This window comes from Clostridium sp. AF27-5AA (genome assembly GCF_003478415.1).
Taxonomy (GTDB): domain Bacteria; phylum Bacillota; class Clostridia; order Lachnospirales; family Lachnospiraceae; genus Otoolea; species Otoolea fessa.
Genome location: NZ_QUFH01000003.1, coordinates 102,632 through 125,901, shown reverse-complemented (window position 1 = coordinate 125,901; position 23,270 = coordinate 102,632). Strand labels below are relative to the sequence as shown.

The following is a 23,270-nucleotide window of genomic DNA, read 5'->3' as shown; positions in this document are numbered from 1 at the left end:
AATGTGCGGTCAGGGCAATGTCTATTGTGAGATAGATTGCAAAATAACAACAGGAAATAATAAATGGAGAAAATAAGAAAAAAAAGCTCTGGAAAATGGGCAGGAAGCGTAAGTTTGTGGCTGATCCTTTGCCTGGCATGTCTGCTTCTTCTGAGCGGATGCCGAAAAAAAGAAGAGGTGCATCCGACGGCGGGTGAGGACGGCGTCTATCAGATTTATTATCTCAATTCGACGCGCACGGGGCTGGCGAGTGTTTCCTATCAGACGGAGACGGCGGACGCTGAGATTCTGATCGGGGAGCTGGCGGGGCAGATCCTTGCGGCACCGGAAAACCCGGAGTATCAGGCAGTTTTAAGCGATAAGGTTGAATTCCTGGATATTAACCGGGACAATAACGTGCTGACGTTGAATTTTAATCAGGAATATATGAATACGAAAGCGTCGCGGGAGATTCTGTGCCGGGCGGCGCTGGCAAAGACCTTTACACAGGTTAAGGGAGTCGATTATATCAGCATTAATTGCGAGGGACAGCCGCTCCTGGACACACATGGAAACCCGGTGGGCGCGATCGCAGGAAGTGATTTTGTAGACAGTATTTCGGATGTCAATTCGTATGAAAAAGTAGAGCTGACCCTGTATTTTGCCAATGAAGAAAAAGATGGTCTGGTGGCAGAAAAACGGGAAGTATTTCACAGTATGAACACGTCGCTGGAACGCCTGGTAGTGGAACAGCTGCTGGCAGGTTCCCAGAATGGCGGGCTTTCAGTGATGCCGAAAAATACAAAGGTATTAAACGTATCACTGACAGATAATACCTGCTATGTCAACCTGGATAGCAGTTTTATTTCCGGGGATATCGATGTGGCGGAGTATATTCCGATTTACGCGATCGTCGATTCGCTGACAGAGCTTCAGACGGTAAATAAAGTACAGATCACGGTCAATGGCTCGGCAGATGTGACGTACCGGAATGTGATTTCGCTGGTGCAGCCTCTGGAGAGAGAGGAGAAGTATATTGTGAAGTAACTGTCAGACAGAATGTATATGCCATATTTGGAAGAGAGCAGCAATGGGATTTTGTTGATGTTTTGTAGAATACAGGAAAAGAGGAATTGAATATCAAACGACCGGTAATGTGGATGATGGTGGCTTTCGTACTTGGAGAGGTCGCAGCGTACCAGATGGGCATGACGGTGTGGTTTATAATTGCAGCAGCGTTTTTTTTGTTTCATAGGAAATTGTGTCCTATGAAACACAAGGCACATTCTTTTTCACCTGCAGTCATAAAAACAGCAGAAGGACGGGTAGATTCGGACTTTCAGACAGACGCAGAACGCGTCTGGAATTGGAAAGATCCGATGATGTGCCGTGTCTTTCTGCTGTTTTTCTGTTTCCTGGCAGGATGGGGACGGATGATGGTGGAAATGCGCCCGGATGCGCTGGAACGGATGGTAACGCAGAAGGGCGGTTCGGCAGAGGTGGCGGTATCGGGAACACTGGATTCTGTTTCGGAAAAAAATGGGTGGTGTACGATGATTTTGACGGAGGTGGAGGTAGAGGATGAAAGTGTAAGAAAGGTACTGATATCGTGTAAAAGAGATTTACTGGAGAAGTATGAAGAAAAAGTTCTGCCACCCTGCGGAAGTCAGATTCATCTGACGGGAACTGCTGAGTTTCTGGAAGAAGCGCGCAATCCGGGGCAGTTTTCGTATCGGATGTATTATCGGGGACTAAGAATCAGAAACCGGGTGACGGCGGATCGGATTTTTATTTCAGAAGGAAAAAGTTCCCCTCTCCGAAGTCAGGCAGAATGCTTCCGGGCGTACGCGACGGCTGTTTTTCAGGAAATCTGTGATCCAGAAGATGCAGGGATTTTCCAGGCAATTTTGCTGGGGGATAAATCCGGGTTATCGGAAGAGCTGCACGAACGGTTTCAGGATAATGGGATTGCACATATTCTGGCAGTCAGCGGTGTTAAGACTCTAAAGTTGGGTATCCCCCTAGTGCCTGAAACCCGCATAAACTGGGCATTTGTGCCACTACATATCGCTATAATTTACATTCTAAAACTGTGCTTAGACGAGGAAATTATTCCCCGTTGTCGTTTCCCTTGTTCAAGGGGGTATCTCACAAATTATATAAATTGGCAAAAGAAGCAATAATTCAGCGTAAGTTTAATCTTATGGCAGAAGTCTAAAAAATAGCAAAAGGAGAAGATGAATATGGCATATAAAAAATATAGGGAAATGAAGGTTTATGAAGCGAGCGGATACCAGTACAAGCGAACACCAAGTATTATCCTGAAAGGAAAATGGCTCTCAGAGTTGGGATTTGACATCGGAGAGCAAATTGAGGTGAAGTGCGAAGACGGTCGATTGATTATAACAAAAGCAAATGAAATATGGAGTGCTGAAGCCTGATGTAGTGTCTTGACCGACTTAGTTAAAGCTGCTAAAATTAACATTATTATGTATACTAAGGAACATAAAGACATTGAGGACGACGGACAGACGGTACTTATCACAGAGCGTATCGTCAAAATTCATACGACTGCTACGGATAAGGACGGCAACAAAGAGCTTGAAGCTGGAAAAGACGTTACAATCATTGATACCGTAATCTTAGAGGGCTTAGAAGTCGGTACACAGTACAAACTTGTGGGCTGGCAGATGTTGAAAGAAGAAAATGCAGAGCTTCTTATCAATGGAAAACGTGTGAAAAGTGATTACACTTTTACTGCTGACAGCGAAACTATGAAAGTGGAAGTTGCCTTTACCTTTGACGCTACTTCTCTTGACGGCAAACAGCTTGTAACTTTTGAAGAATTGTACGATTTAAGCAATCCAGACGAGCCGAAGAAAGTTACCGAGCATAAGGATATTGAGGATAAGGGACAGACGATTACCTTTAAGGAAAAAACCAAAGTCCCAGAAGAACCAAAGAAACCCGAAACACCACAGACACCAGATACACCGCATAAAACAGACAGTCCAAAAACTGGCGATAGCACAAACCTTTACGGACTGCTTGCACTTCTTTTGACTTCTGGTGCTGGACTGGCAGGTATCTTCTTCTGCAAACGCCGTAAAATGAAGAAATCATAAGGCGGTAACGGTATGAGAAAAGAAAAATCACGTTCTCCGCCGATACCGTGTCGGCAGACTTCCGCTTATTCTGGATTGTCTGCTACTTACCTGCAAGAACACGGATAGTCAAGGGTGCGTAAGCATTGATTTTACCCTTTACTATCTGGGGGATTGCTGGTACTTCCCAAACCGCCAGAATAAGAAATCACAATCAAAAAACTTATCAAAAATAGAAAGAAATGAGGTAAAACACTATGGAAATGAAATATGTCGTGCCAGATATGGCACAGTCTTTTGGAACTCTTGAATTTGCAGGCGAAAGTGAGCCAGTCTTTGAAAGAGATAAAAATAACCGCAGGGTCTTAGCCAGACGAAGCTATAACCTTTATTCTGACGTACAAAAAGGCGAAAATGTTGTGGTAGAAATTCCCGTGCAGGCTGGCGAAAAGCATTTCAAGTATGAACAGAAAGTAAAACTTGTCAATCCGAAGTTATATGGCAGAGGTTACGCAATCGGGGATATGGGACATACCGATTATGTGTTGCTTGCTGATGATATTGTAGCAGTTGAAGAAAAGTAAAGGAGTGAAGAATTTATGAGATTATCAAACGGGTTTGTTATTGACAAAGAGAAAACATTTGGAGAATTAAAATTTACAGCGGTGCGAGATGTGTTCTTGCAGAATGAGGACGGGACACCGAGTACCCAGCTTAAAAAGCGTATCTATGATTTGAAGTGCAGTCTGCATGGTGGAATTATCCCCGTGTCCGTACCGCCAGAAGTACCGTTAAGGGAATTTCCGTACAATGCGGTTGTGGAGCTTGTCAATCCAGTAGCCGATACGGTATCAAGAAAAACCTATACGGGTGCAGATGTGGACTGGTATGTAAAGGCAGAGGATATTGTATTGAAGAATAAAAGCAACCAGAACGCAGGCAATACACAGAACCATACACCGCAGGGACAACCGAAAAAATAGACTTGCTGAATAGATTTTCGTTGTAGAGGATATACGGAACTGTTATAATATGGGTATGAAGAAAGCGACAAATTAAAATTTTTAGGGAGTGAGAATAGTATATGGACAGTTGGTTTACCGTCGAACAAATAGACCAAGATACATTCGTCATCAGCGAATACAAACACTGGGAAGAAACACATTGTTATCTATTGTGTGGGACAAAAAGAGCCATTCTGATTGATACAGGTTTAGGTGTTTCCAACATCAGAGAGGTTATTGATGGATTGACGAAACTGCCCGTTACAGTAATCACTACTCATGTTCATTGGGATCATATCGGTGGACATAAATATTTTCGGTCTATTGCAGTTCATGAAGCAGAAAAAGAATGGCTATCGGTCAAATTCCCTATACCTTTGCAAGTGGTAAAAAACAATATTATGTGCAATCCATGTGATTTCCCCTCGGATTTTAAGGTAGAGAAATATCAGATTTTTCAAGGGGTTCCGCAAATGATTTTACATGATGAAGATTGTATTGACTTAGGGAACAGAAAGTTGGTAGTTATTCACACGCCCGGTCATTCTCCCGGACATTGTTGTTTCTATGAAGCGGATAGAAAATATCTGTATTCCGGCGATTTGATATATAGCGGTTGCCTTGATGCTTTTTATCCATCAACAAACCCACAAGAATTTTGGAAGTCTGTTAGAAAAATTCAATCTTTAAAGATAAGTCGAATTTTGCCAGGACATCATCATTTATCTATTCCAGTTACTATAATTGACAAGATAGAGACAGCTTTTCACAACTTGTCAAATGAAGGGAAATTAAAACAAGGGAATGGTATATTCAGCTATGAGGGGTTTCAAATCCATATCTGAAATGCAATCTTACTGATATTGAGAAAAGAGTTCATGCTATCGCCGATAAATTGGGTATTCGTGATATTTTATCGAAATTTCCTTATGAAGTTTCTGGCGGACAAAAACAGCGTTGTGCTTGTGCTAGAGCCTTAATCAATGAACCGAAACTGATTTTAGCTGATGAACCGACGGGAGCTTTGGACTCAAAAGCTTCCAGATTATTACTGGAAACAATGTCTGAAATCAACAAGAAAATGCAGGCTACTATTTTAATGGTAACACATGACCCGTTTAGTGCGTCTTTCTGTGAACGTATTTTGTTCTTGAAAGACGGTAAAATATTCAATGAAATTTTCAGAGGGGAAAAAAGCAGAAAAGATTTCTTCAATGAAATACTGGATATATTAACCTTGCTCGGAGGTGAAGTGGGAAATGTTAGGTAAGTTAGCGTATAGAAATACAAAAAGAAATATTAAAGATTATTTGATTTATCTGATAACCGTTACTGCATCCTTTTCTCTTATATTTGCTTTTAATTTGGTGGCAAATTCTGATGAAATTGTAAAGTTATGTTCCAGTATGGATGCATTTAAGAATTCATTGTTCGCTGTAAATATTCTTATTATTTTTGTGATATGCTTTTTGATCAACTATACAACGAAATTTATGTTTGAAAAAAGAAGTAAAGAATTAGGAACATATATGCTTCTTGGCATTAAGAAAAAAGAAATTGCCCACTTAGTTGTAATTGAAAATATACTGTTGGGAATTTTAGCATTTGTATTAGCTATTCCTATTGGCTTTTTATTCAGCCAGTTTGTGTCGTTAGTAATTGTAAACTTACTGGGTATTCCAAAAACTCTCTTTATTTCTTTGAATTTCGTTTCTATTGGACTATTGATAATTTATTTTTTAACTATTTATGTTTTGGTTTTGCTTAATCTATTAAGAAGAATAAGTAAAATGACGATACGTGATTTTCTTTATTTTGACAAACAAAATGAAAAGAAAATGTTCCGTGACAGTAAAAAAAGAAATGTCATTTTTGTTTTAAGTATTATTCTTGGTGCGATTTCTCTTTTTCTCTGGAATTCACGTTGTACTATGGATAATTTTAATAAGCAAGAAACACTTACTTATTTGATGGTAAGCGTAATCATGTTGATTATCAGCATTTATGGTATATCTACAACTTGTGCAGATATGTTCTTGACTGTTATCTTAAAATTTTGTATAATAGGAATTGAAGTTAAATTAGATGCTAAAAATTTGTAATTAAGAAGGAGGGATTCGTCATGTTGGTATTCCAAATGCGTAATGTAGATAAAACATCTACTGTTTTGAAACAGACTAAAAACAGTGATTACGCAGATAAATAAATACGTTAGATTAATTCCTACCAGTGACTAATCTTATGACTTTTTAAACAGATAACTAAAATTACAAACAAATCGTTTAACTTCTGTATTTATTTACAGATGTAATCACTTCAGGAGTGATTACATGAACAAAAATATAAAATATTCTCAAAACTTTTTAACGAGTGAAAAAGTACTCAACCAAATAATAAAACAATTGAATTTAAAAGAAACCGATACCGTTTACGAAATTGGAACAGGTAAAGGGCATTTAACGACGAAACTGGCTAAAATAAGTAAACAGGTAACGTCTATTGAATTAGACAGTCATCTATTCAACTTATCGTCAGAAAAATTAAAACTGAATACTCGTGTCACTTTAATTCACCAAGATATTCTACAGTTTCAATTCCCTAACAAACAGAGGTATAAAATTGTTGGGAATATTCCTTACCATTTAAGCACACAAATTATTAAAAAAGTGGTTTTTGAAAGCCGTGCGTCTGACATCTATCTGATTGTTGAAGAAGGATTCTACAAGCGTACCTTGGATATTCACCGAACACTAGGGTTGCTCTTGCACACTCAAGTCTCGATTCAGCAATTGCTTAAGCTGCCAGCGGAATGCTTTCATCCTAAACCAAAAGTAAACAGTGTCTTAATAAAACTTACCCGCCATACCACAGATGTTCCAGATAAATATTGGAAGCTATATACGTACTTTGTTTCAAAATGGGTCAATCGAGAATATCGTCAACTGTTTACTAAAAATCAGTTTCATCAAGCAATGGAACACGCCAAAGTAAACAATTTAAGTACCATTACTTATGAGCAAGTATTGTCTATTTTTAATAGTTATCTATTATTTAACGGGAGGAAATAATTCTATGAGTCGCTTTTTTAAATTTGGAAAGTTACACGTTACTAAAGGGAATGGAGATAAATTATTAGATATACTACTGACAGCTTCCAAGAAGCTAAAGAGGTCCCTAGCGCCTACGGGGAATTTGTATCGATAAGGGGTACAAATTCCCACTAAGCGCTCGGGACCCCTTGTAGGAAAATGTCCTAAGTGTGGCAACAATATTGTATTAAAAAAATCGTTTTATGGTTGTTCAAATTATCCTGAATGTAAGTTTACTTTAGCTGAACATTTTAGAAAGAAAAAACTAACCAAAACGAATGTAAAAGAATTACTGGAGGGAAAAGAAACCCTGGTAAAAGGAATCAAAAACAAAGAGAAAAAGCCCTACAATGCCGTTGTAAAAATTGGGGAAAAGGGATATATTGATTTTATCTCTTTTTCAAAATAAACATAAAAGCCCTTTAAAGAGGGCTTTTATATATTAATCACAAATCACTTATCACAAATCACAAGTGATTAATCACAAATCACTTGTGATTTGTGATTCTTAATGATACAATATTACTATGTTTTAGCTTTAAAGGCTCGTACAGACTATATGTTTTGTGCGGGCTTTTTTCATACCCGAAAAAATTTAAAAAATTTTTCAAAAGAGGTCATTAAATCACACCTAGCTGTCCTTATATGGTGCGGAAAGAGGGATAAACACTTTTCAAATCATAAAGGAAAGGAGGTGAGATTGATGAAACCGTCTGACTTCCAGAAAACAGTTCAATGTCGTTTTGAAAGTTGTTTAAAGAAAGTTGTCCGTAGTGTCGTGAAAGATTATTACAAGGAATTAAACCGTCGTAAGAATAAAGAAATGGGTATATGAAATATATCCTGATGGAAGGTGTAAAGAATATATATATCAAGGGCAGAATCGTAAATATCAGTTTAAGAAGGAAGAGAAGGTATCTGAAAAGAAGGTATACAGACTTGCATGCAGTCTGCAGAAAATCATAGGAGCTCCCTTATGGGAGAAGAATGTTATTGAAGGACATGTGTGTGACGGTTGTAGTTATTACCTTCAGATAACTTATGCTGATAAGCGGAAAGAAATAATAAATGGTGATGTTGCCGGAGGAACGTTTGATTCTATACTGGAGAAATTCGTCCGCAGCGTATTTCCGGAATAATCCAATGGGCACGTAAATGAACTATTGACAACAGAACAGATGTTCGATATAATAACCTCAGGTTCGCTACCTGAGGTTATTAATGTTAAACAGAGACAAATTTGACACCAAGGTTAGGTCAGCCTGACTTTCCCTTAGCTGGCCTTCAATTATTATATGGAGGCGATAACGTGGTTACCAAACTGGAAGTGGGCGATAAAGCTTTTATTATAGAAAGCAATCGCATTGTCAGAGAAGTGATTGTTCTGAAAAGGAGCAGAGATTTTTTTACTGTCCGTTTTGTAGAAAATACATCAGGCGGTATACAACTTAGGGCAAGCAGGCTTTTTTCTTCGAAGGAAGAAGCACAAAGTTGCTTACCTAAGAAACAAGTACAGAAGAGAACAGGATTTCGTTCTCCGTATGATTATCTATAGAGAAATGGGGGATAGCATATGGGAGAGCAGATTCTGAAAGTATCATGTCCATGCTGCAAAAACGGTAGATTGTTTGATGTGCTGCCTGATACAGAAGGCACTATACAAATCAAGTGCCCGTGCTGCAGAAAAATAATACAGATATCATTACATAATAAAAAGATTCGTACTGAGCGAATAGGTGCATGAAAATCATAGCAACCAATGCCTGACGAAGCAATGAGTTATTTACTTTTGCTTTTGTCAGGCATTTTGCATTTTATTCACATACAAATGCAAAGAAAAAAATAATTTGCATATATTGACAATAGATACAAAAGGTACTATAATTTGCTCATAGATGTGAAAAAGGAGATGATTATCATGAATAATGAAGAATTTGAACTTTTATTACAAAAAGCATCTCTGGGATGCTGCCCAAAAGAAGATTTGTTGGATGCCAAGGAGAGACTTGAATCTGCAGTTGAGGATAAGAATGCGGAATGTGCCGATTTTGAACAGGTTTTACAGATGATGAGTTTTGAGGGAAAAGATAATACTAATCCTGACGAAGTAAAAAAGGCAATGGAGTCACATGGAGTTGCTGCTATATCAAGGGATGAAATAAAAGTATTGCAGGAACAGAGAAACCGTTTAGCGCATTATCTTACAAATATAACAGATGCATTAGATGACTTTAAAAATTTTAACAAGTACACATGCTTTAACAATATCCGTGCTTTATTAAAAGTAAATCCAGATGTAAAAATCGGAATGATAGAAAAGGAAGCAGGTGTCCGCTTGGGATATATGTCAAGACTGGAAAAACCGGATAATTCATCCGAACCAACATTGGAATTTGTGGCAACGGCAGCTAAGATGCTTGGAGTCAGCATTGACTTTTTGATATCAGCTAATATAGATGAGGTAACACCGACAGAAAAATATGTCCTGGAATTTATAAAGAAAATAGCTGATGATTCCAAATGTGGGAATTTGTACTGGCATAGAGAACCAAATCAGAAGCTGAATAATCCGACTGATTTATACTCTGAATTTGGTCCAGCACCACATCCATTGCAGAGTCCTGATGATGACAGCATGGATTGTAACGGAAATTATAGAGTAGCCAGTTTCTTTTCAAGATTCTATCCTGAAAAAGCAATACAGGTAACTGGAAATGTATATTGGTCACGATTGGAAGATGCAGAAAGTGATATGTACATCCTTCCGTGTACAATTAATATGGATGATAATTGCGTAGAAGGACAGGCATGTTATGAAATTTATCTTGTAGCTCCTGATAAATCCGTAGTTCCGTTATGCAATACGATTATGGCGTGTGATCTGATTAAATCTGCTGTGATAGATTTATACATGCAGATAGAGGTATTGGCATCTCACGTAAATATTGATAACAAGGCAAGGAGTGTTATTGATGCATATTTAAATAAGGACAAAAAGGTTCTCTCAAAGACTTTTAAAGTACCAGAACCTTCAAGTGATGATTTTATGACTGATATAGATCTGCCGTTTAAATAGGAGGTGGTGCTGATGCAGAGAATTGAAATCAGAAATCTTAACAGCAACAAACCCACAAAGCCAAGAATGTTTGATGCATTGATTGACGATGAGGGAAAGATATATTTTGAATCAAAAGTACATAAAAATCCGGAAAGGATAGCACTGACGGATGTTATGAAACAAATTGAAGAAGCACAGACAAGCTACTGAGCCCTGATCCATAATTTATGAGATACTATATGCCAGAGTTGTTACTGCAATCGAAAGATTGCGTAGCAACTCTATTTTTTTGTCCTTTTTTAGGTTGGTCCAGAAAAGTTTACTTGCTCTTATACATTGCAGTGAACAAAGAATTAAAGATTTTTAGGAACAAAAGGGAGAACAAGTATATAGATACCAGATTACGATACGCATTTGGGCAGTATGGATGTTCTTCTGACCGATGAGATTCAGTTCAGGATTGGAGATAAAAAATACCTAACCTTATATATTCTCCGTTTGAAAAATTCAAAACACGTTTTTTTTCAAAATAAAAAAGCGAATAAAGAGAAGAAGGTAATAGGAAAAAATTTTCAAGAAAAAAATCGAATAGGAAATTAGTCTTCCTATTTGGATTTTATATTTCTATCAGACAAGGACGAAGGGAGGTGAAAAGCTGTGAGTGCAAATGAGCGAAGAGCTGAGATCATGCGAATCATGGTCGCACGAAGACAAGAAAATATGCAGGTTTTAGCTGCTGAGCTTGGTGTTACGGATAGAACTATCCGAAATGACATTCTTGTGCTTACGGCTGAGTATCCTCTTGAAACTACTAGAGGTAACGGAGGCGGTGTCCGTATCGCTGACTGGTATCATCCACATAAAAATATTTTTTCACAGGATCAGATTTCGGTTTTGGAACAGTTGATGGACAAGGCTGATGATGAACAGAAAAAAGTGCTTGACCAGATGCTCCGTGAATACGGCTCTAACAAGTATAGTCCTGCAGTCTAGGACAGGCGGATGACGATCTGCCATCCAAGTACATTATTGACGAGTACCCACGGCCATGAGAGCCGAATGTGAAAGGATGATTTTATTATGAAAAAGAAGATCTTTATCTGCAGCCCTTATCGGGGCAGAGTCGAGGAAAACAAAAAGAATGCAGTGAGCTACGCAAGGATCACTGCCATGTCAGGTGACGTTCCAATCGTACCACATCTCTATTTCCCATCATTCCTCGATGACAATATTCCAAACGAGAGAATGACAGGCATCGCAATGGGTCTTGAACTCATGGATATATGCGATGAGGTGTATGTGTTCGGTTTCGACATCACGGAAGGCATGAAGTTTGAACTCGACCATGCAAAGGAAACAAGGAAGCCTGTAAGGCTTTATGATACAGATTTCAATCCCGTGAATGTCAGAACCATTCCTGTGGATAAACGTGCGGATGCCAGATATAAGGGCATTATCAGAAATCTGAAGGTGTTGAAGTAGGAGGTCCGCCATGTCAGCAGTCAATGTCCGTTACGGACTGTATCCGGGTGACCGTCTTATGATCACTGCCGGAAAGAAAAAGAAGAGAGCAACCGTAGTAAAGGAGTACCCGTTCCATATTCTGATGGACTGTGGGAAGTACAAGTCCAGCGTAAACAAGATCGATGTGTATACAGGTGATGTGAAGCTGGCACGCATTTGAAAGGAGAGAACGCCATGAGTGAGGCATTGTTATTAGTGGCCGAGGGCTACGAGCAGATTGCTGCCGGAATCAGAAAGATGGTTGCAGCACAGAAAGATACACCAAAGAAAGTGGAGAAGCCTGTGAAGAAGGAAACTCCTGTGGAAGATACACCGAAGGATGAATCTGCACCGAAGGAGACAGCCGTTGACAGAAAGACGGTCCGTGCCTTCCTTGCGGACAAGTCCAGATCAGGAAAGACCTCGGAGGTAAAGAACCTGATCGAGCAGTTCGGATTCCAGAAGCTGTCAGATGTTCCTGATGAGAAACTGCCGGAACTGTATGAGAAAGCGCAGGTGCTCTAATGGGCGGACATGCAAGGTTCTCCCCATCGTCCGGTAAAAGACGTCTGGAATGCCCTCCATCGTTACTGTTGGAGGAGCAGTTTCCAGACGAAGAATCTCCATTCGCAGCAGAAGGGAGTGCCGGGCATGCGATGGCGGAGTACCTCATCAATAAGTATCTGAAGAAAAGGACTAAAAGACCTGTATCTGATTATTATTCGGATGAACTGCTCGAAGCCGTGGATGATTACGTGGAATATAACATCACCCAGATCGAACAGGCAAGGAAGGACTGTGATGAACCATTCATCGGAGTGGAACTGAAGGTCAGCCTTGCACACAGAATCAATGACTGTTTCGGTACTGCAGATATGGTGGTGGTCGATTCCCATAAGATCCACATTATCGATCTGAAGCTCGGCAAGGGTGTGGTGGTCGATGCAGAGCAGAATGTTCAGCTTATGATCTACGGACTGGGAGTGTTGGACATGCTTGGTTTCTTATATGAAATCGACACGGTGGAGCTTACCATCGTCCAGCCGAGGATCGAACATTTTTCTACTTGGGAGATATCAGCCGGGGAGCTGCTTGCATGGGGAAAGGACGTCCTTGAACCGGGAGCAGCAAAGGCTCTTTCAGGCGAGGGAGAGTTTAAAGCCGGAGATCACTGCCGATTCTGCAAGGCAAGATTTACATGCCGTGCAAGGGCAGAGGAGTATTTAAAACTTGCCCAGATGGAATTTGCCGAGCCGGCTCTTATGTCGGATGAGGAAATTGCAGAAGTCCTTTCCAAGGCAGATGCGCTGAAGAAATGGGCAGAGGAGGTTTACACCTATGCTCAGAATGAAGCAGTAGTTAACCATAAAGAATGGCCGGGCTATAAGCTGGTCCTGGGAAGAAGCAACCGTAAATATACAGATGAAGAGGATGTGGCAGAGGCAGCACAAAAAGCCGGATACACGGATATCTTCAAAAAGAGCCTGATCGGCATTACCGAGATGGAAAGGCTGATGGGCAAAAAGAAATTTAATGAGATCCTTGGTTCACTGGTGTACAAGCCTGACGGCAAGGTCACACTGGTGCCGGATTCAGATAAAAGAGAAGCAGTTAAAACAGCAACCGCAGAAGCGGATTTTAAGGAGGACTAAATTATGACAACAGCAAACTTAACCAAAGTAATCGTACCTTGCAGACTCAGCTATGCACACCTGTGGGAGCCGGATTCCATCAATGGAAGCGAACCGAAGTACTCTGTCTCTTGCATCATCGACAAGAATGATAAGGAGACCATTGCCAAAATCAAGAAGGCAATTGAGGTAGCAAAGGATGAAGGAAAAGGCAAGTGGGGCGGTAAGATCCCGGCGAACCTGAAGACACCGTTAAGGGACGGAGACATCGACAGACCGGAGGATGAGGCATATGCGGACAGTATGTTCTTAAATGCCAACAGCAAACAGGCACCTCAGATCGTGGACAGACAGGTACAGCCGATTCTTGACCAGAGCGAGGTATATTCCGGCTGCTACGGAAGGGTATCCATTACATTTTATGCTTACAACAGCAACGGCAACAAGGGCATTGCTGCCGGACTTGGAAATGTACAGAAGTTAAGGGACGGAGAGCCTCTCGGTTCCAGAGCCAATGCGAAGGATGAATTCGAGGCAGTGGATGCGGAGGACGATTTCCTCGCATAGAAACAAAGCAGCAGAGCATAGGAAGGGCGGTGGCATACACCGCCCGGATACATAAAGGAGATGTACTTTCATGGAAGAACTGATGAAGGAGCTTAACAGCATAAAAAAATATATCCCGTATAACACATACCGCACCATCAAAGGACAGATGAAGTCCGGCAATGTGGAAGCAGCAAGAACGGGGATCAGCAGAATAAAGAAAAGAGCGGAGGGACAGAAACATGGACACACTTGCAATTGATATTGAAACATACTCAGATGTGTCACTACCGGACTGCGGGGTACACAGGTATGCAGCATCGGAGCAGTTCGAGATCCTTTTGTTTGCATACAGTCTGAATGACGAACCGACACGGATCATTGACCTGGCATCCGGGGAGAAGATATCGGATAAGATCATGGAATATCTTACGGATGATTCCGTAATAAAGACCGCTTATAATGCAGTATTCGAGCGGAACTGTATCAACCGATTCTTCGGTCTTTCCTTAAAACCGGAAGGATGGAGATGCACGCTTGTACAGGCATCCATGCTGTCACTTCCGCTGTCACTGGAAGGAGTGGGGGAAGCCTTGAACCTTGATAAGAAAAAGATGTCCGAGGGAAAAGACCTCATCCGCTATTTCTGTATGCCGTGCAAGCCTACCAAGGCAAATGGTGGAAGGACAAGGAATCTTCCGTCCGATGCACCGGAGAAATGGGAACTGTTCAAGACATACTGCATCCGTGACGTGGATGTGGAAAAACAGATCAGGAATAAACTAACGAAGTTCCCGATACCGGACAGGGAGCAGGAACTTTACTGCATGGACCAGAGGATCAATGACAGGGGCATCATGGTGGATCAGGAACTTATCGGACACGCTGTGGCATGCGACCTTCTGTATAAGGAAACGGTAACGAAGAAGGCATATGAGATATCAGGACTGGAAAATCCAAACAGCGTATCGCAGCTTAAGGACTGGCTGAATGAAAAGGGCATCGAGGTGGATTCCCTTGCCAAGGCTGCCGTGGAAGAACTGGTGGAGAACACACAGGGAGATGTGGCAGAAATGATGAAGTTGAGACTTGCCATGTCAAAGACATCCGTAAAGAAGTACGAAGCAATGGAACGTTCGGTATGTCCTGACGGAAGGGTGCATGGATTATTACAGTTTTACGGGGCCAACCGCACGGGCAGATGGGCCGGCAGACTTGTGCAGATCCACAACCTTCCGCAGAACCATATGGAAGACCTGGAACTGGCACGCTCCCTTGTAAAGGAAGGCAGATATGACCTGGTGGAGCTTTTGTATGATTCCACACCGGATGTGCTTTCGGAGCTGATCCGTACTGCATTCGTGGCAAGACCCGGATGCAGATTCATCGTCAGCGATTTTTCAGCGATCGAGGCAAGGGTCATGGGCTACCTTGCCGGAGAGGGATGGGTCATGGAGGAGTTCCGTGGCACCGGAAAGATCTATGAGCAGACGGCATCCAAGATGTTCCATATCCCAATCGGAGAGATCACAAAGGGAAGCCCGTACCGTGCAAGGGGAAAGGTGGCATCACTTGCCTGTCAGTATGGCGGTGCGGAAGGTGCGCTTATCAGCATGGGAGCATTAAATTTTGTGGAAGAAGAGGAACTGAAAGGACTGGTGCAGTCATGGAGGGCAGCAAATCCGCACATCGTGAATTACTGGTATGAGATTGACGGTGCGGTAAAGGCAGCCGTGAAAGAGAGGAAGATGACAAAGGTCGGAATGGTGATGGTATATTACCAGTCCGGGATGTTAAAGATCGCACTGCCGTCCGGAAGGGTGCTGTCCTATGTAAGACCAAGGATGACCGTGAACCGCTTCGGCTCGGAAAGTGTCAGCTATGAAGGAATCGGCACGAACCGCAAGTGGACGAGGATCGAATCTTATGGCGCAAAATTCTGCGAGAACATCGTCCAGGCAACCGCAAGGGATGTACTGGCAGAGGCAATGCTCCGTCTGGAAAAGAAGGGATTTGATATCGTGTGCCACATCCATGATGAAGTGGTGCTTGAAGTGCCGGAGGGAACATCCTCGGTGGAAGAAGTCAATGAGATTATGGCGGTATGCCCTGACTGGTGTGAGGGGCTTCCGCTTAAGGCTGCCGGATTTGAAAGTCCGTTTTACAAGAAAGATTAGGAGGAACTTATGGGAGGATGCAACAGGGAAGGGTATCCGGATCCGACCGCAGGTATTGCAATCGGACGGGTTATGAAACAGGAAAAGCGTAAAAAGAAGGAGGTAAAGAAGGATGTTCGTATCGATCGGAAACTCAAGAATGGACAAAAAGTTTAACTGCACGGATATGACATATGAAGATTTTGTCAGCCGTCTGTCCAAGACAAAATATACTGCGGAAACAATGGAGCAGTACAGGAAGATGCCGAAAGGGCAGCAGGACAATATCAAGGATGTCGGAGGATTCGTCCTTGGAAAGCTGAAGGGCGGACGCAGGAAGAAGGACTGTGTAATCTCCAGATCCGCCATCACGCTTGATATGGATTACGGAACACAGGGCATCATTGATGAACTGGAAATGTTCTTTGACATGAAGATGGTAGTGTATTCCACACATAAACATACGCCGGAGAAGCCGAGACTGCGTATCATCATATTCCTGACAAGGGATGTGACACCTGATGAGTACGGGGCAGTCAGCCGTATGCTTGCATCGGATATCGGCATCGAACTTTTTGATGATTCCACCTATGAACCATCAAGACTCATGTACTGGCCGAGCACTTCCAGTGACGGTGAGTATGTGTTTCAGGAAATCGAAGGGAATGAAGTTGATCCCGATGAAGTGCTGTCCCGTTATAAGGACTGGCATGATGTATCAGCGTGGTCGGTCAGCAACCGTCAGGCATCTGTTGTGCAGAGGGATATCAAAAAACAGGCCGACCCGCTTTCCAAGGACGGACTGATCGGGGCCTTCAACCGCACATACACAGTGACACAGGCAATCGACAAATTTATCCCGGATGTGTACAGGCATTCAAGGGCGATTCCCGGAAGATACGATTATATCCCAGCGGACTCTGCTGCCGGAGTCGTGGTCTATGATGACCTGTTCGTATACAGCCACCATGCCACAGACCCATGCTGCGGAAAGCTGATGAATGCGTTTGATGTGGTAAGGCTTCATAAATTCGGTGACAAGGATGCAAGGGCAGCCGAAGGGACAGAGCCGGGAAAACTCCCATCTTTCAAAGCAATGCAGGATTTTGCTTCTGCAGATGAAGAAGTGAAGAACACACTTGCCAAGGAAAGACAGGAGCTGGCGGTACAGGAATTTTCCACAGAGTCGGATGAGGACTGGCAGAACAAGCTGGCACTTGACCGCAGGGGAAATATCAAGGATACACTGCAAAACATTGCACTGATCATCCGCAACGATGAGAATTTCAAGAACATCGTATACAACGAGTTCAAGGATACCATTGATGTCATCGGTCCGCTTCCGTGGAAACAGGTAAAACCCGGATGGAATGACTCTGACCTTGCAAATGCAAAAGTGTATTTCGAGAGGGTGTACGGGATCTGGTCGCCGACCAAGTTTAAGGATGCACTGCTTGCCGTAGTGTCATCCGACAGGCTCTACCATCCAATCAAGGATTATTTCGCAACGCTTCACTGGGACGGACAGGAGCGTATCGACACACTGCTCATCGACTACTTCGGTGCGAAAGATTCACCGTACACAAGGGCTGTCATCCGCAAGACACTGGTGGCTGCGGTAGCGCGTATCTATAAGCCGGGAGTAAAGTTCGACTCCATCCTCGTGCTGAATGGACCGCAGGGAATGGGAAAATCCACCTTCTTTGCCATACTTGGAAAGCAGTGGTTCTCGGACTCCTTATCCATTTCAGATATGAGGGATAAGACTGCTGCCGAAAAGCTGCTCGGAAACTGGATTCTTGAGATCAGTGAGATGAACGGTATCCGCAAGACGGAAGTCGAGGTAGTAAAGTCCTTTGTCACCCGTCAGGATGATAAGTTCCGTCAGGCATACGGAGTCAATGTAGAGTCGCATCCAAGAAAGTGCATCATTGTGGGAAGCACCAACTCCGAGGGCGGATTCTTACGTGACGTGACAGGAAACAGAAGATTCTGGCCGGTGCATGTGCCGGGGACAGGAAAACACCACCCGTGGGAGCTTGACTGTGTCGACCAGATCTGGGCAGAGGCAATCCATCTGTATAACGAAGGTGAGGAGCTGTTCTTAAAAGGTGCGGAGGCAGAGGAAGCATACAAGATGCAGCAGGAGGCAATGGAGTCGGATGACCGTGAGGGAATCGTGCAGGACTATCTTGACAGACTGCTGCCGGACAACTGGGCATCAATGGATATCTATCAGAGAAGGGCATTCCTTGGTGGAGGAGAGTTCGAGACGGTCGGTGTCAAAGGAACGGTTATGCGTGAGCGTGTGTGCATCATGGAGATCTGGGTGGAGTGCTTCGGCAAGGAGCGCCAGAATTTAAAGAAGGCAGATTCCTATGAGATCGAAGGCATCTTAAACAAGATCGGGGGATGGAAGAAGTATGATTCCAATACCACGGGCAAGACCAAAGTCCCCCTTTACGGAGTGCAGAAGACTTTTGTGCGGATGGATGAGAAACCAGAGGAAACCCGTTAGGCGGTTTCCGTGGTTTCCCAGATGCAGATGGCAACGGTAGTCGGAAACCGTGCTGACACCTTGGAAAATAAGGGGTTGCGGTTCTTAGTTTCCCAGTTTCCCATTAAATCCAGTTGAGAATTAAAAATAAAGATAAAAAGAGCAATTCATGTATATATGCGCGTATAGGAGTTAAAGGCATATGGCAACCGCAATCGGCAAAGGAGGTACCTGGTTTTGCTAGAAAGTACAGTAGAGAGACATTTGAGGGAAGAAGTAAAAAAGCGGAAAGGCATGGCACTGAAGTTCGTATCACCCGGTATGAATGGAGTGCCTGACCGCATCGTCCTGATGCCGGACGGAAAAATGGCATTCGTGGAACTGAAAGCACCGGGGAAGAAACCGAGACCGCTTCAGCTAAAGAGAAAGAGGATGCTTGAGGGGTTAGGCTTTCCCGTTTATGTAGTTGATAATATTGAACAGATCGGAGGTATCCTAGATGAAATACAAAGCACATGATTATCAGCAGTATGCAACAGATTTTATAATCGAACATCCTGTGAGCTGCCTGATCCTTGATATGGGACTTGGCAAAACGGTCATCACGCTTACGGCACTGTGGCTTCTGCTGTTTGACTATTTTGAAGTAAGACGGATCTTGGTGATAGCACCGAAGCGCGTGGCAGAGACCACATGGCCGGCAGAGATAAAAAAGTGGGAGCATCTTTACGGCATGACATTTGCCGTGGCAATGGGAACTGCAGAGCAGAGAAAGGAAGCGCTTCTGTCAGGAGCCGATGTGACGATTATTGGAAGGGACAATGTTTCTTGGATGACAAAAAATATATTTTTTGATTTTGACATGGTCATCATTGATGAGCTGTCGAGCTTCAAGTCCCCGAAGGCACAGAGGTTCAAAGACCTGAAAAAAGTAAGGCCGATGGCAAAACGTGTGGTCGGGCTTACGGGAACACCGGGAAACCTCATGGACTTATGGGCAGAGATTGGAATCCTTGATATGGGGCAGAGGCTTGGAAGATATATCAGCGGATACCGTGACAGGTTCTTTCTGCCGGATAAGCGGAATCGAGAGATCATCTTTTCGTATAAACCGAGGGAAGGGGCAGAAGAAAAAATATATGAACTGATCTCCGATATCAGCATTTCCATGAAAGCAGTGGATTATCTTGATATGCCGGAATGCATAAGCAACCGGGTGTCCGTTTCCATGTCGGAATCCGAACAGGGGCTTTATGACAGGATGGCAGATGAAATGATCCTCGAATACGGGGAAGGACAGGACATCGATGCGGTAAATGCAGCAGTCTTGAGCAACAAGCTCCAGCAGATGGCAAACGGTGCGGTCTATGATGAATCCGGCAATGTCCGTAATATCCATGATAGAAAACTGGATGCTCTGGAAGACCTGATCGAATCGGCAAACGGAAAACCGCTTCTGGTTGCATACTGGTTCAAGCATGACAGGGAGCGGATATTGAAACGGTTTCCGGCAAGGTATATCAATACCAAGAAGGATATCGAGGACTGGAATGAAGGAAAAATCCCGGTGGCACTGATCCATCCGGCATCGGCAGGACACGGACTGAATCTTCAGGAAGGCGGTTCAACCATTGTATGGTTCTCGCTTACATGGTCCCTTGAACTGTATCAGCAGTTAAATGCCAGACTTTACAGACAGGGGCAGAAACATACAGTTGTCATAGAGCATCTGGTGACAGAAGGAACGGTCGATGAAGATATCCTCCGGGCAATCGAAAAAAAGGATACTACACAGAATGCAATGATAGAAGCAGTAAAGGCAAGGATTGGAGGTATGACGGATGACGGCAGAAGTAATGATGAAGGAATATAAGAATATGAAAAAGGAACTGACCGTGACTGAGTTCCAGCTCCGTCAGTTTCAGGGAGTGAGCGAACAGGACATGATCGATTCCATGCTTTATTCCCATCAGGAAGGGGAAAGGGTGCAGACGAGTACTCTTTCCGATAAAACGGCAAACATAGCAGTCAAATATAAGGCTGCAATGGAAAGGGAGAATGACGAGTGGTACGGTTTCCTTTTCCACAGATATATGTTCCTGAAGGAAGAACTGGATTTTTTTGAGCATGCAGTGAACGGACTGGATGAAAGACATAGAAGCATTATCACGGATCTTCTGGATGAGGACATGACATGGGACATTATGATGGAAAGATACCATGTGAGCCATACGATGATAGCAAAATACAGAAAAGCAGCATTGAAGGAACTTGATAAACAGTATGAACTGAGGGACAGACAGGTGGAAGCCTTTGTCCTCGGATAGGAGGTTTTTATGTGTAAGCGTGGAGATATTTATTATGTGGATTTTGGAGAAAAAGATGGAAGCAAGCAGGGCGGTGTCCGTCCGGCACTGGTGGTAAGCAATAATAAGGCGAATAAGCATTCACCTGTGGTTACGGTCGTTCCGCTGTCAGCCAGGGTGTGGAAAAAGAAGTATCTTCCGACCCACGTGCAGATTCCCAAAGGCAGCGGTCTGAATAAACCGAGCATGGCACTGGCGGAACAGGTGGAAACCCTTGATAAAACAAGGCTCGGAGAAAGAATCGGGGAAGTGCTGGATGACATGGTCATGGAGCAGATTACCGTGGCACTCCAGATACAGATAGGTGCATATGCAGAGTACAATTAAGGCAGTCAGACGGCTGTCTTTTTTGTTTGGGTTATGGTAAAATCTTAATATGTTTTTATATGTTTGGGGACTTGGGAAGGAAGTGATGTTCTATGTCATATGAAGAAGATTACAGAAGACCATATAGTGCAAAATGTGCTTGTGGAAAAGGCTATTTGCAATTTTACAGAATATATTTGTCAAATGACTGGGGACAGGAAAAAGAGAATGATACGGCAGTTGAGATTTTCTGTGACAGTTGTAAGGAGAAGTATCATTACGAAAGAAATTATGGCAATGATTATTTAGTTCCGAATGGGTTAGCGTTTCCAAAACAAAGACCCGAATTGGACAGAAAATATTCGTATGATGATAAAGAAAAACTTGTAAAAAAATATGGCAGAGAAAAAATAGCTGCTATGGTGGCAGATATGACTGCACCAAAACATAGATTTATAAAGAATCTGGAAAACGAAGATGCCATTAGTTTTGCAAATTCGTGGGCACAGTGGTACAGAAAGAAGTCACTGGCACCGATGGTGTCATATTTACAAAAAATATTGGATGAATATGATGATATAGAAAAGAGTATTGCAGCTAAACAACCATATAATAAAAAATATGAACTGGAATGCAGTATCTTTTCAAGGAAGATAATGGAAACAGAGAAAAAGAGCTGTCGGCTATCATTCCAATATGATAAGGAACGAGATGAAGCTGAACAAGAGCGAAGGAGAAAAGAGCAGGAACAATATGAAGAAAAGCACAGATATGATGATTTTGAGGCAGTAGTTCACTATGATTCTTCGTATAAAAGAGATTTTTCGAATCAGTATTGGGACAGCTATTTTATAAAAGAGTGTATAGATCCACAGCATTTATCATTGGATAAATCGGGGGATGGAAAACCTATAATAACAATTGCAAAGAAATATGCATGTGTTTGTCAAATCTGTGGAAAAGAAGAGGACATACTTTCATCTAACATGAAAATCCTTTATGATGAGGACAGAGGTTATTATTTGGATAAATGCTGTAGTTGTCATGAGGTATCATCTTTTGAAGCAAAAACAATGGATATATTGGATCAGCTAGGGATTACTTATATCAGGGAAAAATCTTTTGATGGCTTAGTAGGTGATTCGGGCAGAGGGCTTCGTTTTGATTTTGTATTATCTAAATCTGCTGATAAAGATGGAAAACCAATCATTGATCTGGCTATAGAACTACAGGGACCGCATCATTATAAAAAAGGTTATTATGATGAATTTGGAACTTATGTGGCAGAGGATAACAGTATTGCATCAGATAGATTTAATCGGCAGATAAAGTATGATGAGAGAAAAAGACAATATTGCGAGCAGAACGGTATCAGTTTAGAGTGCATCAAGTATACGGCATCAAATGATCAGGAACGTTTAGAAAAAGCAATCAGAAAAATACTTAAGGAGCATGGTTATAAATACTTTGTGGAAAGCGAGAAACATGATGATTGGATGGTGTACTAGAGGTTCACTAAAGGTGTACTAAGGGTGTACTGACTTTTTAATTTACATCTGCTATGATTAAGATGGCAAAAAAGAAAGGGAGCGGAAACGCTCCTTTTTATGTTGCCATAAGGCGGTGTCTTTCCAATCCTTTCACACCGCCCGTGTACATAGAAGGGAGGAATGGCGGATGCCGATGAAACCAAAGAAGCCGTGCAGACACCCCGGATGTCCGAAGCTGACAGATGGACTGTACTGCGAGGAGCATGAAGCACTGCACCGTGGTGACAGGGCGAGCAGCAGCAAGCGTGGTTACAACAGGCAGTGGCAGAAGGCAAGGGTAAGATATCTGAAGGCACATCCTTTGTGTGTTCAGTGCTTAAAGGAAGGTCATGCAGTGACAGCAACCGTGGTCGATCATATCAGACCGCACCGTGGTGATCCCGTCCTGTTCTGGGACGAGAAAAACTGGCAGAGCCTTTGCAAGCCCTGTCATGATAAAAAGACATGGAACGAAGATAACAATCCGGAGTATCGGTTCTGA

The 23,270-nt window shown here is 42.6% G+C and carries 28 protein-coding genes and 4 pseudogenes; all 32 read left to right on the top strand.

Going from position 1 to position 23,270, the window contains the following annotated elements:
• The first annotated feature begins 63 nt into the window (after positions 1-63).
• The 32 genes and pseudogenes from DWY89_RS04905 to DWY89_RS04740 all read left to right on the top strand — a co-directional run bounded on the left by DWY89_RS04905 (position 64) and on the right by DWY89_RS04740 (position 23,270).
• On the top strand, positions 64-1,026 hold the full coding sequence (locus DWY89_RS04905; protein WP_107001067.1) for a GerMN domain-containing protein: 963 nt from the start codon (positions 64-66) through the stop codon (positions 1,024-1,026).
• A 221-nt stretch (positions 1,027-1,247) separates the two neighbouring features.
• A complete protein-coding gene (locus DWY89_RS04900) occupies positions 1,248-2,162 on the top strand; it encodes a ComEC/Rec2 family competence protein (protein WP_243022740.1) in 915 nt (304 codons plus the stop codon).
• Between the two features lie 60 nt (positions 2,163-2,222).
• Positions 2,223-2,420, top strand: coding sequence for a SymE family type I addiction module toxin (locus DWY89_RS04895; protein ID WP_039959807.1), 198 nt, complete (start codon positions 2,223-2,225; stop codon positions 2,418-2,420).
• Positions 2,421-2,480: 60 nt separating this feature from the next.
• Positions 2,481-3,104 (top strand): annotated as a pseudogene (locus DWY89_RS04890) (VaFE repeat-containing surface-anchored protein); the annotation flags it as partial.
• A 236-nt stretch (positions 3,105-3,340) separates the two neighbouring features.
• Positions 3,341-3,667, top strand: a complete 327-nt coding sequence (locus tag DWY89_RS04880; protein ID WP_008792581.1) for a YdcP family protein — start codon at positions 3,341-3,343, stop codon at positions 3,665-3,667.
• 15 nt (positions 3,668-3,682) lie between these two features.
• A complete protein-coding gene (locus DWY89_RS04875) occupies positions 3,683-4,066 on the top strand; it encodes a YdcP family protein (protein ID WP_008687119.1) in 384 nt (127 codons plus the stop codon).
• Between the two features lie 101 nt (positions 4,067-4,167).
• Positions 4,168-4,932: an MBL fold metallo-hydrolase gene (locus tag DWY89_RS04870; protein WP_008687118.1), complete on the top strand. Its 765-nt coding sequence runs from the start codon at positions 4,168-4,170 to the stop codon at positions 4,930-4,932.
• Positions 4,933-4,946: 14 nt separating this feature from the next.
• Positions 4,947-5,357 (top strand): annotated as a pseudogene (locus DWY89_RS04865) (ATP-binding cassette domain-containing protein); the annotation flags it as partial.
• Positions 5,347-6,189, top strand: a complete 843-nt coding sequence (locus tag DWY89_RS04860) for an ABC transporter permease (protein WP_003060411.1) — start codon at positions 5,347-5,349, stop codon at positions 6,187-6,189. The pseudogene DWY89_RS04865 and the gene DWY89_RS04860, both read left to right, overlap by 11 nt.
• Before the next feature lie 20 nt (positions 6,190-6,209).
• The gene (locus DWY89_RS04855) at positions 6,210-6,293 is read left to right on the top strand and encodes a 23S rRNA methyltransferase attenuation leader peptide (RefSeq protein WP_001814874.1); all 84 of its coding nucleotides are present in this window, start codon (positions 6,210-6,212) and stop codon (positions 6,291-6,293) included.
• 124 nt (positions 6,294-6,417) lie between these two features.
• Positions 6,418-7,155 (top strand): 23S rRNA (adenine(2058)-N(6))-methyltransferase Erm(B), encoded by a 738-nt coding sequence (gene erm(B), locus DWY89_RS04850; RefSeq protein WP_008687088.1) that lies wholly within the window; start codon positions 6,418-6,420, stop codon positions 7,153-7,155.
• 169 nt (positions 7,156-7,324) lie between these two features.
• Positions 7,325-7,585 (top strand): annotated as a pseudogene (locus DWY89_RS04840) (topoisomerase DNA-binding C4 zinc finger domain-containing protein); the annotation flags it as partial.
• Between the two features lie 294 nt (positions 7,586-7,879).
• Positions 7,880-7,999, top strand: a pseudogene (locus tag DWY89_RS14795) (sigma-70 family RNA polymerase sigma factor); the annotation flags it as partial.
• Between the two features lie 486 nt (positions 8,000-8,485).
• Positions 8,486-8,731: a hypothetical protein gene (locus DWY89_RS04825; protein ID WP_233447377.1), complete on the top strand. Its 246-nt coding sequence runs from the start codon at positions 8,486-8,488 to the stop codon at positions 8,729-8,731.
• A gap of 363 nt (positions 8,732-9,094) precedes the next feature.
• Positions 9,095-10,252 (top strand): helix-turn-helix transcriptional regulator, encoded by a 1,158-nt coding sequence (locus tag DWY89_RS04820; RefSeq protein ID WP_039959803.1) that lies wholly within the window; start codon positions 9,095-9,097, stop codon positions 10,250-10,252.
• Positions 10,253-10,264: 12 nt separating this feature from the next.
• Positions 10,265-10,444 carry a hypothetical protein gene (locus tag DWY89_RS04815; protein WP_004843292.1) on the top strand — a complete coding sequence of 60 codons (180 nt, stop codon included), beginning with the start codon at positions 10,265-10,267 and terminating at the stop codon, positions 10,442-10,444.
• Between the two features lie 447 nt (positions 10,445-10,891).
• Positions 10,892-11,227 carry an HTH domain-containing protein gene (locus DWY89_RS04805; RefSeq protein WP_004843290.1) on the top strand — a complete coding sequence of 112 codons (336 nt, stop codon included), beginning with the start codon at positions 10,892-10,894 and terminating at the stop codon, positions 11,225-11,227.
• 87 nt (positions 11,228-11,314) lie between these two features.
• Positions 11,315-11,716: a DUF4406 domain-containing protein gene (locus DWY89_RS04800; protein ID WP_118524451.1), complete on the top strand. Its 402-nt coding sequence runs from the start codon at positions 11,315-11,317 to the stop codon at positions 11,714-11,716.
• A gap of 10 nt (positions 11,717-11,726) precedes the next feature.
• Positions 11,727-11,918 carry a hypothetical protein gene (locus DWY89_RS04795; RefSeq protein WP_118524450.1) on the top strand — a complete coding sequence of 64 codons (192 nt, stop codon included), beginning with the start codon at positions 11,727-11,729 and terminating at the stop codon, positions 11,916-11,918.
• A gap of 14 nt (positions 11,919-11,932) precedes the next feature.
• On the top strand, positions 11,933-12,262 hold the full coding sequence (locus DWY89_RS04790) for a hypothetical protein (protein WP_243022738.1): 330 nt from the start codon (positions 11,933-11,935) through the stop codon (positions 12,260-12,262).
• The gene (locus DWY89_RS04785; protein WP_118524448.1) at positions 12,262-13,389 is read left to right on the top strand and encodes a DUF2800 domain-containing protein; all 1,128 of its coding nucleotides are present in this window, start codon (positions 12,262-12,264) and stop codon (positions 13,387-13,389) included. Before DWY89_RS04790 ends, DWY89_RS04785 begins: the two co-directional genes overlap by 1 nt.
• Before the next feature lie 3 nt (positions 13,390-13,392).
• Positions 13,393-13,935, top strand: coding sequence for a DUF2815 family protein (locus tag DWY89_RS04780; RefSeq protein ID WP_004843285.1), 543 nt, complete (start codon positions 13,393-13,395; stop codon positions 13,933-13,935).
• A gap of 70 nt (positions 13,936-14,005) precedes the next feature.
• Positions 14,006-14,176, top strand: coding sequence for a hypothetical protein (locus DWY89_RS14355; protein WP_004843284.1), 171 nt, complete (start codon positions 14,006-14,008; stop codon positions 14,174-14,176).
• Entirely contained in the window at positions 14,157-16,091 is a 1,935-nt protein-coding gene (locus DWY89_RS04775; protein ID WP_118524447.1) for a DNA polymerase, read from the top strand. Before DWY89_RS14355 ends, DWY89_RS04775 begins: the two co-directional genes overlap by 20 nt.
• Positions 16,092-16,100: 9 nt before the next feature.
• Positions 16,101-16,247 carry a hypothetical protein gene (locus DWY89_RS14350; protein ID WP_021943365.1) on the top strand — a complete coding sequence of 49 codons (147 nt, stop codon included), beginning with the start codon at positions 16,101-16,103 and terminating at the stop codon, positions 16,245-16,247.
• Positions 16,204-18,588, top strand: coding sequence for a virulence-associated E family protein (locus tag DWY89_RS04770; RefSeq protein ID WP_207663372.1), 2,385 nt, complete (start codon positions 16,204-16,206; stop codon positions 18,586-18,588). Before DWY89_RS14350 ends, DWY89_RS04770 begins: the two co-directional genes overlap by 44 nt.
• Before the next feature lie 216 nt (positions 18,589-18,804).
• Complete coding sequence (locus DWY89_RS04765; RefSeq protein ID WP_118524445.1) at positions 18,805-19,086, top strand: VRR-NUC domain-containing protein; 282 nt, start codon at positions 18,805-18,807, stop codon at positions 19,084-19,086.
• On the top strand, positions 19,067-20,440 hold the full coding sequence (locus DWY89_RS04760) for a DEAD/DEAH box helicase (protein ID WP_118524444.1): 1,374 nt from the start codon (positions 19,067-19,069) through the stop codon (positions 20,438-20,440). Before DWY89_RS04765 ends, DWY89_RS04760 begins: the two co-directional genes overlap by 20 nt.
• On the top strand, positions 20,409-20,894 hold the full coding sequence (locus DWY89_RS04755; RefSeq protein WP_243022736.1) for a hypothetical protein: 486 nt from the start codon (positions 20,409-20,411) through the stop codon (positions 20,892-20,894). The genes DWY89_RS04760 and DWY89_RS04755 overlap by 32 nt, the downstream gene beginning before the upstream one ends.
• Positions 20,895-20,903: 9 nt before the next feature.
• The gene (locus tag DWY89_RS04750) at positions 20,904-21,260 is read left to right on the top strand and encodes a type II toxin-antitoxin system PemK/MazF family toxin (protein WP_055272584.1); all 357 of its coding nucleotides are present in this window, start codon (positions 20,904-20,906) and stop codon (positions 21,258-21,260) included.
• Positions 21,261-21,352: 92 nt separating this feature from the next.
• Entirely contained in the window at positions 21,353-22,747 is a 1,395-nt protein-coding gene (locus DWY89_RS04745) for a hypothetical protein (protein WP_118524443.1), read from the top strand.
• Positions 22,748-22,916: 169 nt separating this feature from the next.
• A complete protein-coding gene (locus DWY89_RS04740; RefSeq protein ID WP_055272588.1) occupies positions 22,917-23,270 on the top strand; it encodes an HNH endonuclease signature motif containing protein in 354 nt (117 codons plus the stop codon).

Bases quoted from the DNA above. Each gene is read 5' to 3' on its own strand.
- DWY89_RS04880 (WP_008792581.1), top strand. From the start codon at position 3,341: ATGGAAATGAAATATGTCGTGCCAGATATGGCACAGTCTTTTGGAACT.
- DWY89_RS04760 (WP_118524444.1), top strand. From the start codon at position 19,067: ATGAAATACAAAGCACATGATTATCAGCAGTATGCAACAGATTTTATA.
- DWY89_RS04855 (WP_001814874.1), top strand. From the start codon at position 6,210: ATGTTGGTATTCCAAATGCGTAATGTAGATAAAACATCTACTGTTTTG.
- DWY89_RS04895 (WP_039959807.1), top strand. From the start codon at position 2,223: ATGGCATATAAAAAATATAGGGAAATGAAGGTTTATGAAGCGAGCGGA.
- DWY89_RS04820 (WP_039959803.1), top strand. From the start codon at position 9,095: ATGAATAATGAAGAATTTGAACTTTTATTACAAAAAGCATCTCTGGGA.
- DWY89_RS04795 (WP_118524450.1), top strand. From the start codon at position 11,727: ATGTCAGCAGTCAATGTCCGTTACGGACTGTATCCGGGTGACCGTCTT.
- DWY89_RS04775 (WP_118524447.1), top strand. From the start codon at position 14,157: ATGGACACACTTGCAATTGATATTGAAACATACTCAGATGTGTCACTA.
- DWY89_RS04790 (WP_243022738.1), top strand. From the start codon at position 11,933: ATGAGTGAGGCATTGTTATTAGTGGCCGAGGGCTACGAGCAGATTGCT.
- DWY89_RS04780 (WP_004843285.1), top strand. From the start codon at position 13,393: ATGACAACAGCAAACTTAACCAAAGTAATCGTACCTTGCAGACTCAGC.
- DWY89_RS04900 (WP_243022740.1), top strand. From the start codon at position 1,248: ATGAAACACAAGGCACATTCTTTTTCACCTGCAGTCATAAAAACAGCA.
- DWY89_RS04785 (WP_118524448.1), top strand. From the start codon at position 12,262: ATGGGCGGACATGCAAGGTTCTCCCCATCGTCCGGTAAAAGACGTCTG.
- DWY89_RS04800 (WP_118524451.1), top strand. From the start codon at position 11,315: ATGAAAAAGAAGATCTTTATCTGCAGCCCTTATCGGGGCAGAGTCGAG.
- DWY89_RS04750 (WP_055272584.1), top strand. From the start codon at position 20,904: ATGTGTAAGCGTGGAGATATTTATTATGTGGATTTTGGAGAAAAAGAT.
- DWY89_RS04815 (WP_004843292.1), top strand. From the start codon at position 10,265: ATGCAGAGAATTGAAATCAGAAATCTTAACAGCAACAAACCCACAAAG.
- DWY89_RS04860 (WP_003060411.1), top strand. From the start codon at position 5,347: ATGTTAGGTAAGTTAGCGTATAGAAATACAAAAAGAAATATTAAAGAT.
- DWY89_RS04870 (WP_008687118.1), top strand. From the start codon at position 4,168: ATGGACAGTTGGTTTACCGTCGAACAAATAGACCAAGATACATTCGTC.
- DWY89_RS04905 (WP_107001067.1), top strand. From the start codon at position 64: ATGGAGAAAATAAGAAAAAAAAGCTCTGGAAAATGGGCAGGAAGCGTA.
- DWY89_RS14355 (WP_004843284.1), top strand. From the start codon at position 14,006: ATGGAAGAACTGATGAAGGAGCTTAACAGCATAAAAAAATATATCCCG.
- DWY89_RS04770 (WP_207663372.1), top strand. From the start codon at position 16,204: ATGTTCGTATCGATCGGAAACTCAAGAATGGACAAAAAGTTTAACTGC.
- DWY89_RS04740 (WP_055272588.1), top strand. From the start codon at position 22,917: ATGCCGATGAAACCAAAGAAGCCGTGCAGACACCCCGGATGTCCGAAG.
- DWY89_RS04755 (WP_243022736.1), top strand. From the start codon at position 20,409: ATGACGGCAGAAGTAATGATGAAGGAATATAAGAATATGAAAAAGGAA.
- DWY89_RS04875 (WP_008687119.1), top strand. From the start codon at position 3,683: ATGAGATTATCAAACGGGTTTGTTATTGACAAAGAGAAAACATTTGGA.
- DWY89_RS14350 (WP_021943365.1), top strand. From the start codon at position 16,101: ATGGGAGGATGCAACAGGGAAGGGTATCCGGATCCGACCGCAGGTATT.
- DWY89_RS04745 (WP_118524443.1), top strand. From the start codon at position 21,353: ATGTCATATGAAGAAGATTACAGAAGACCATATAGTGCAAAATGTGCT.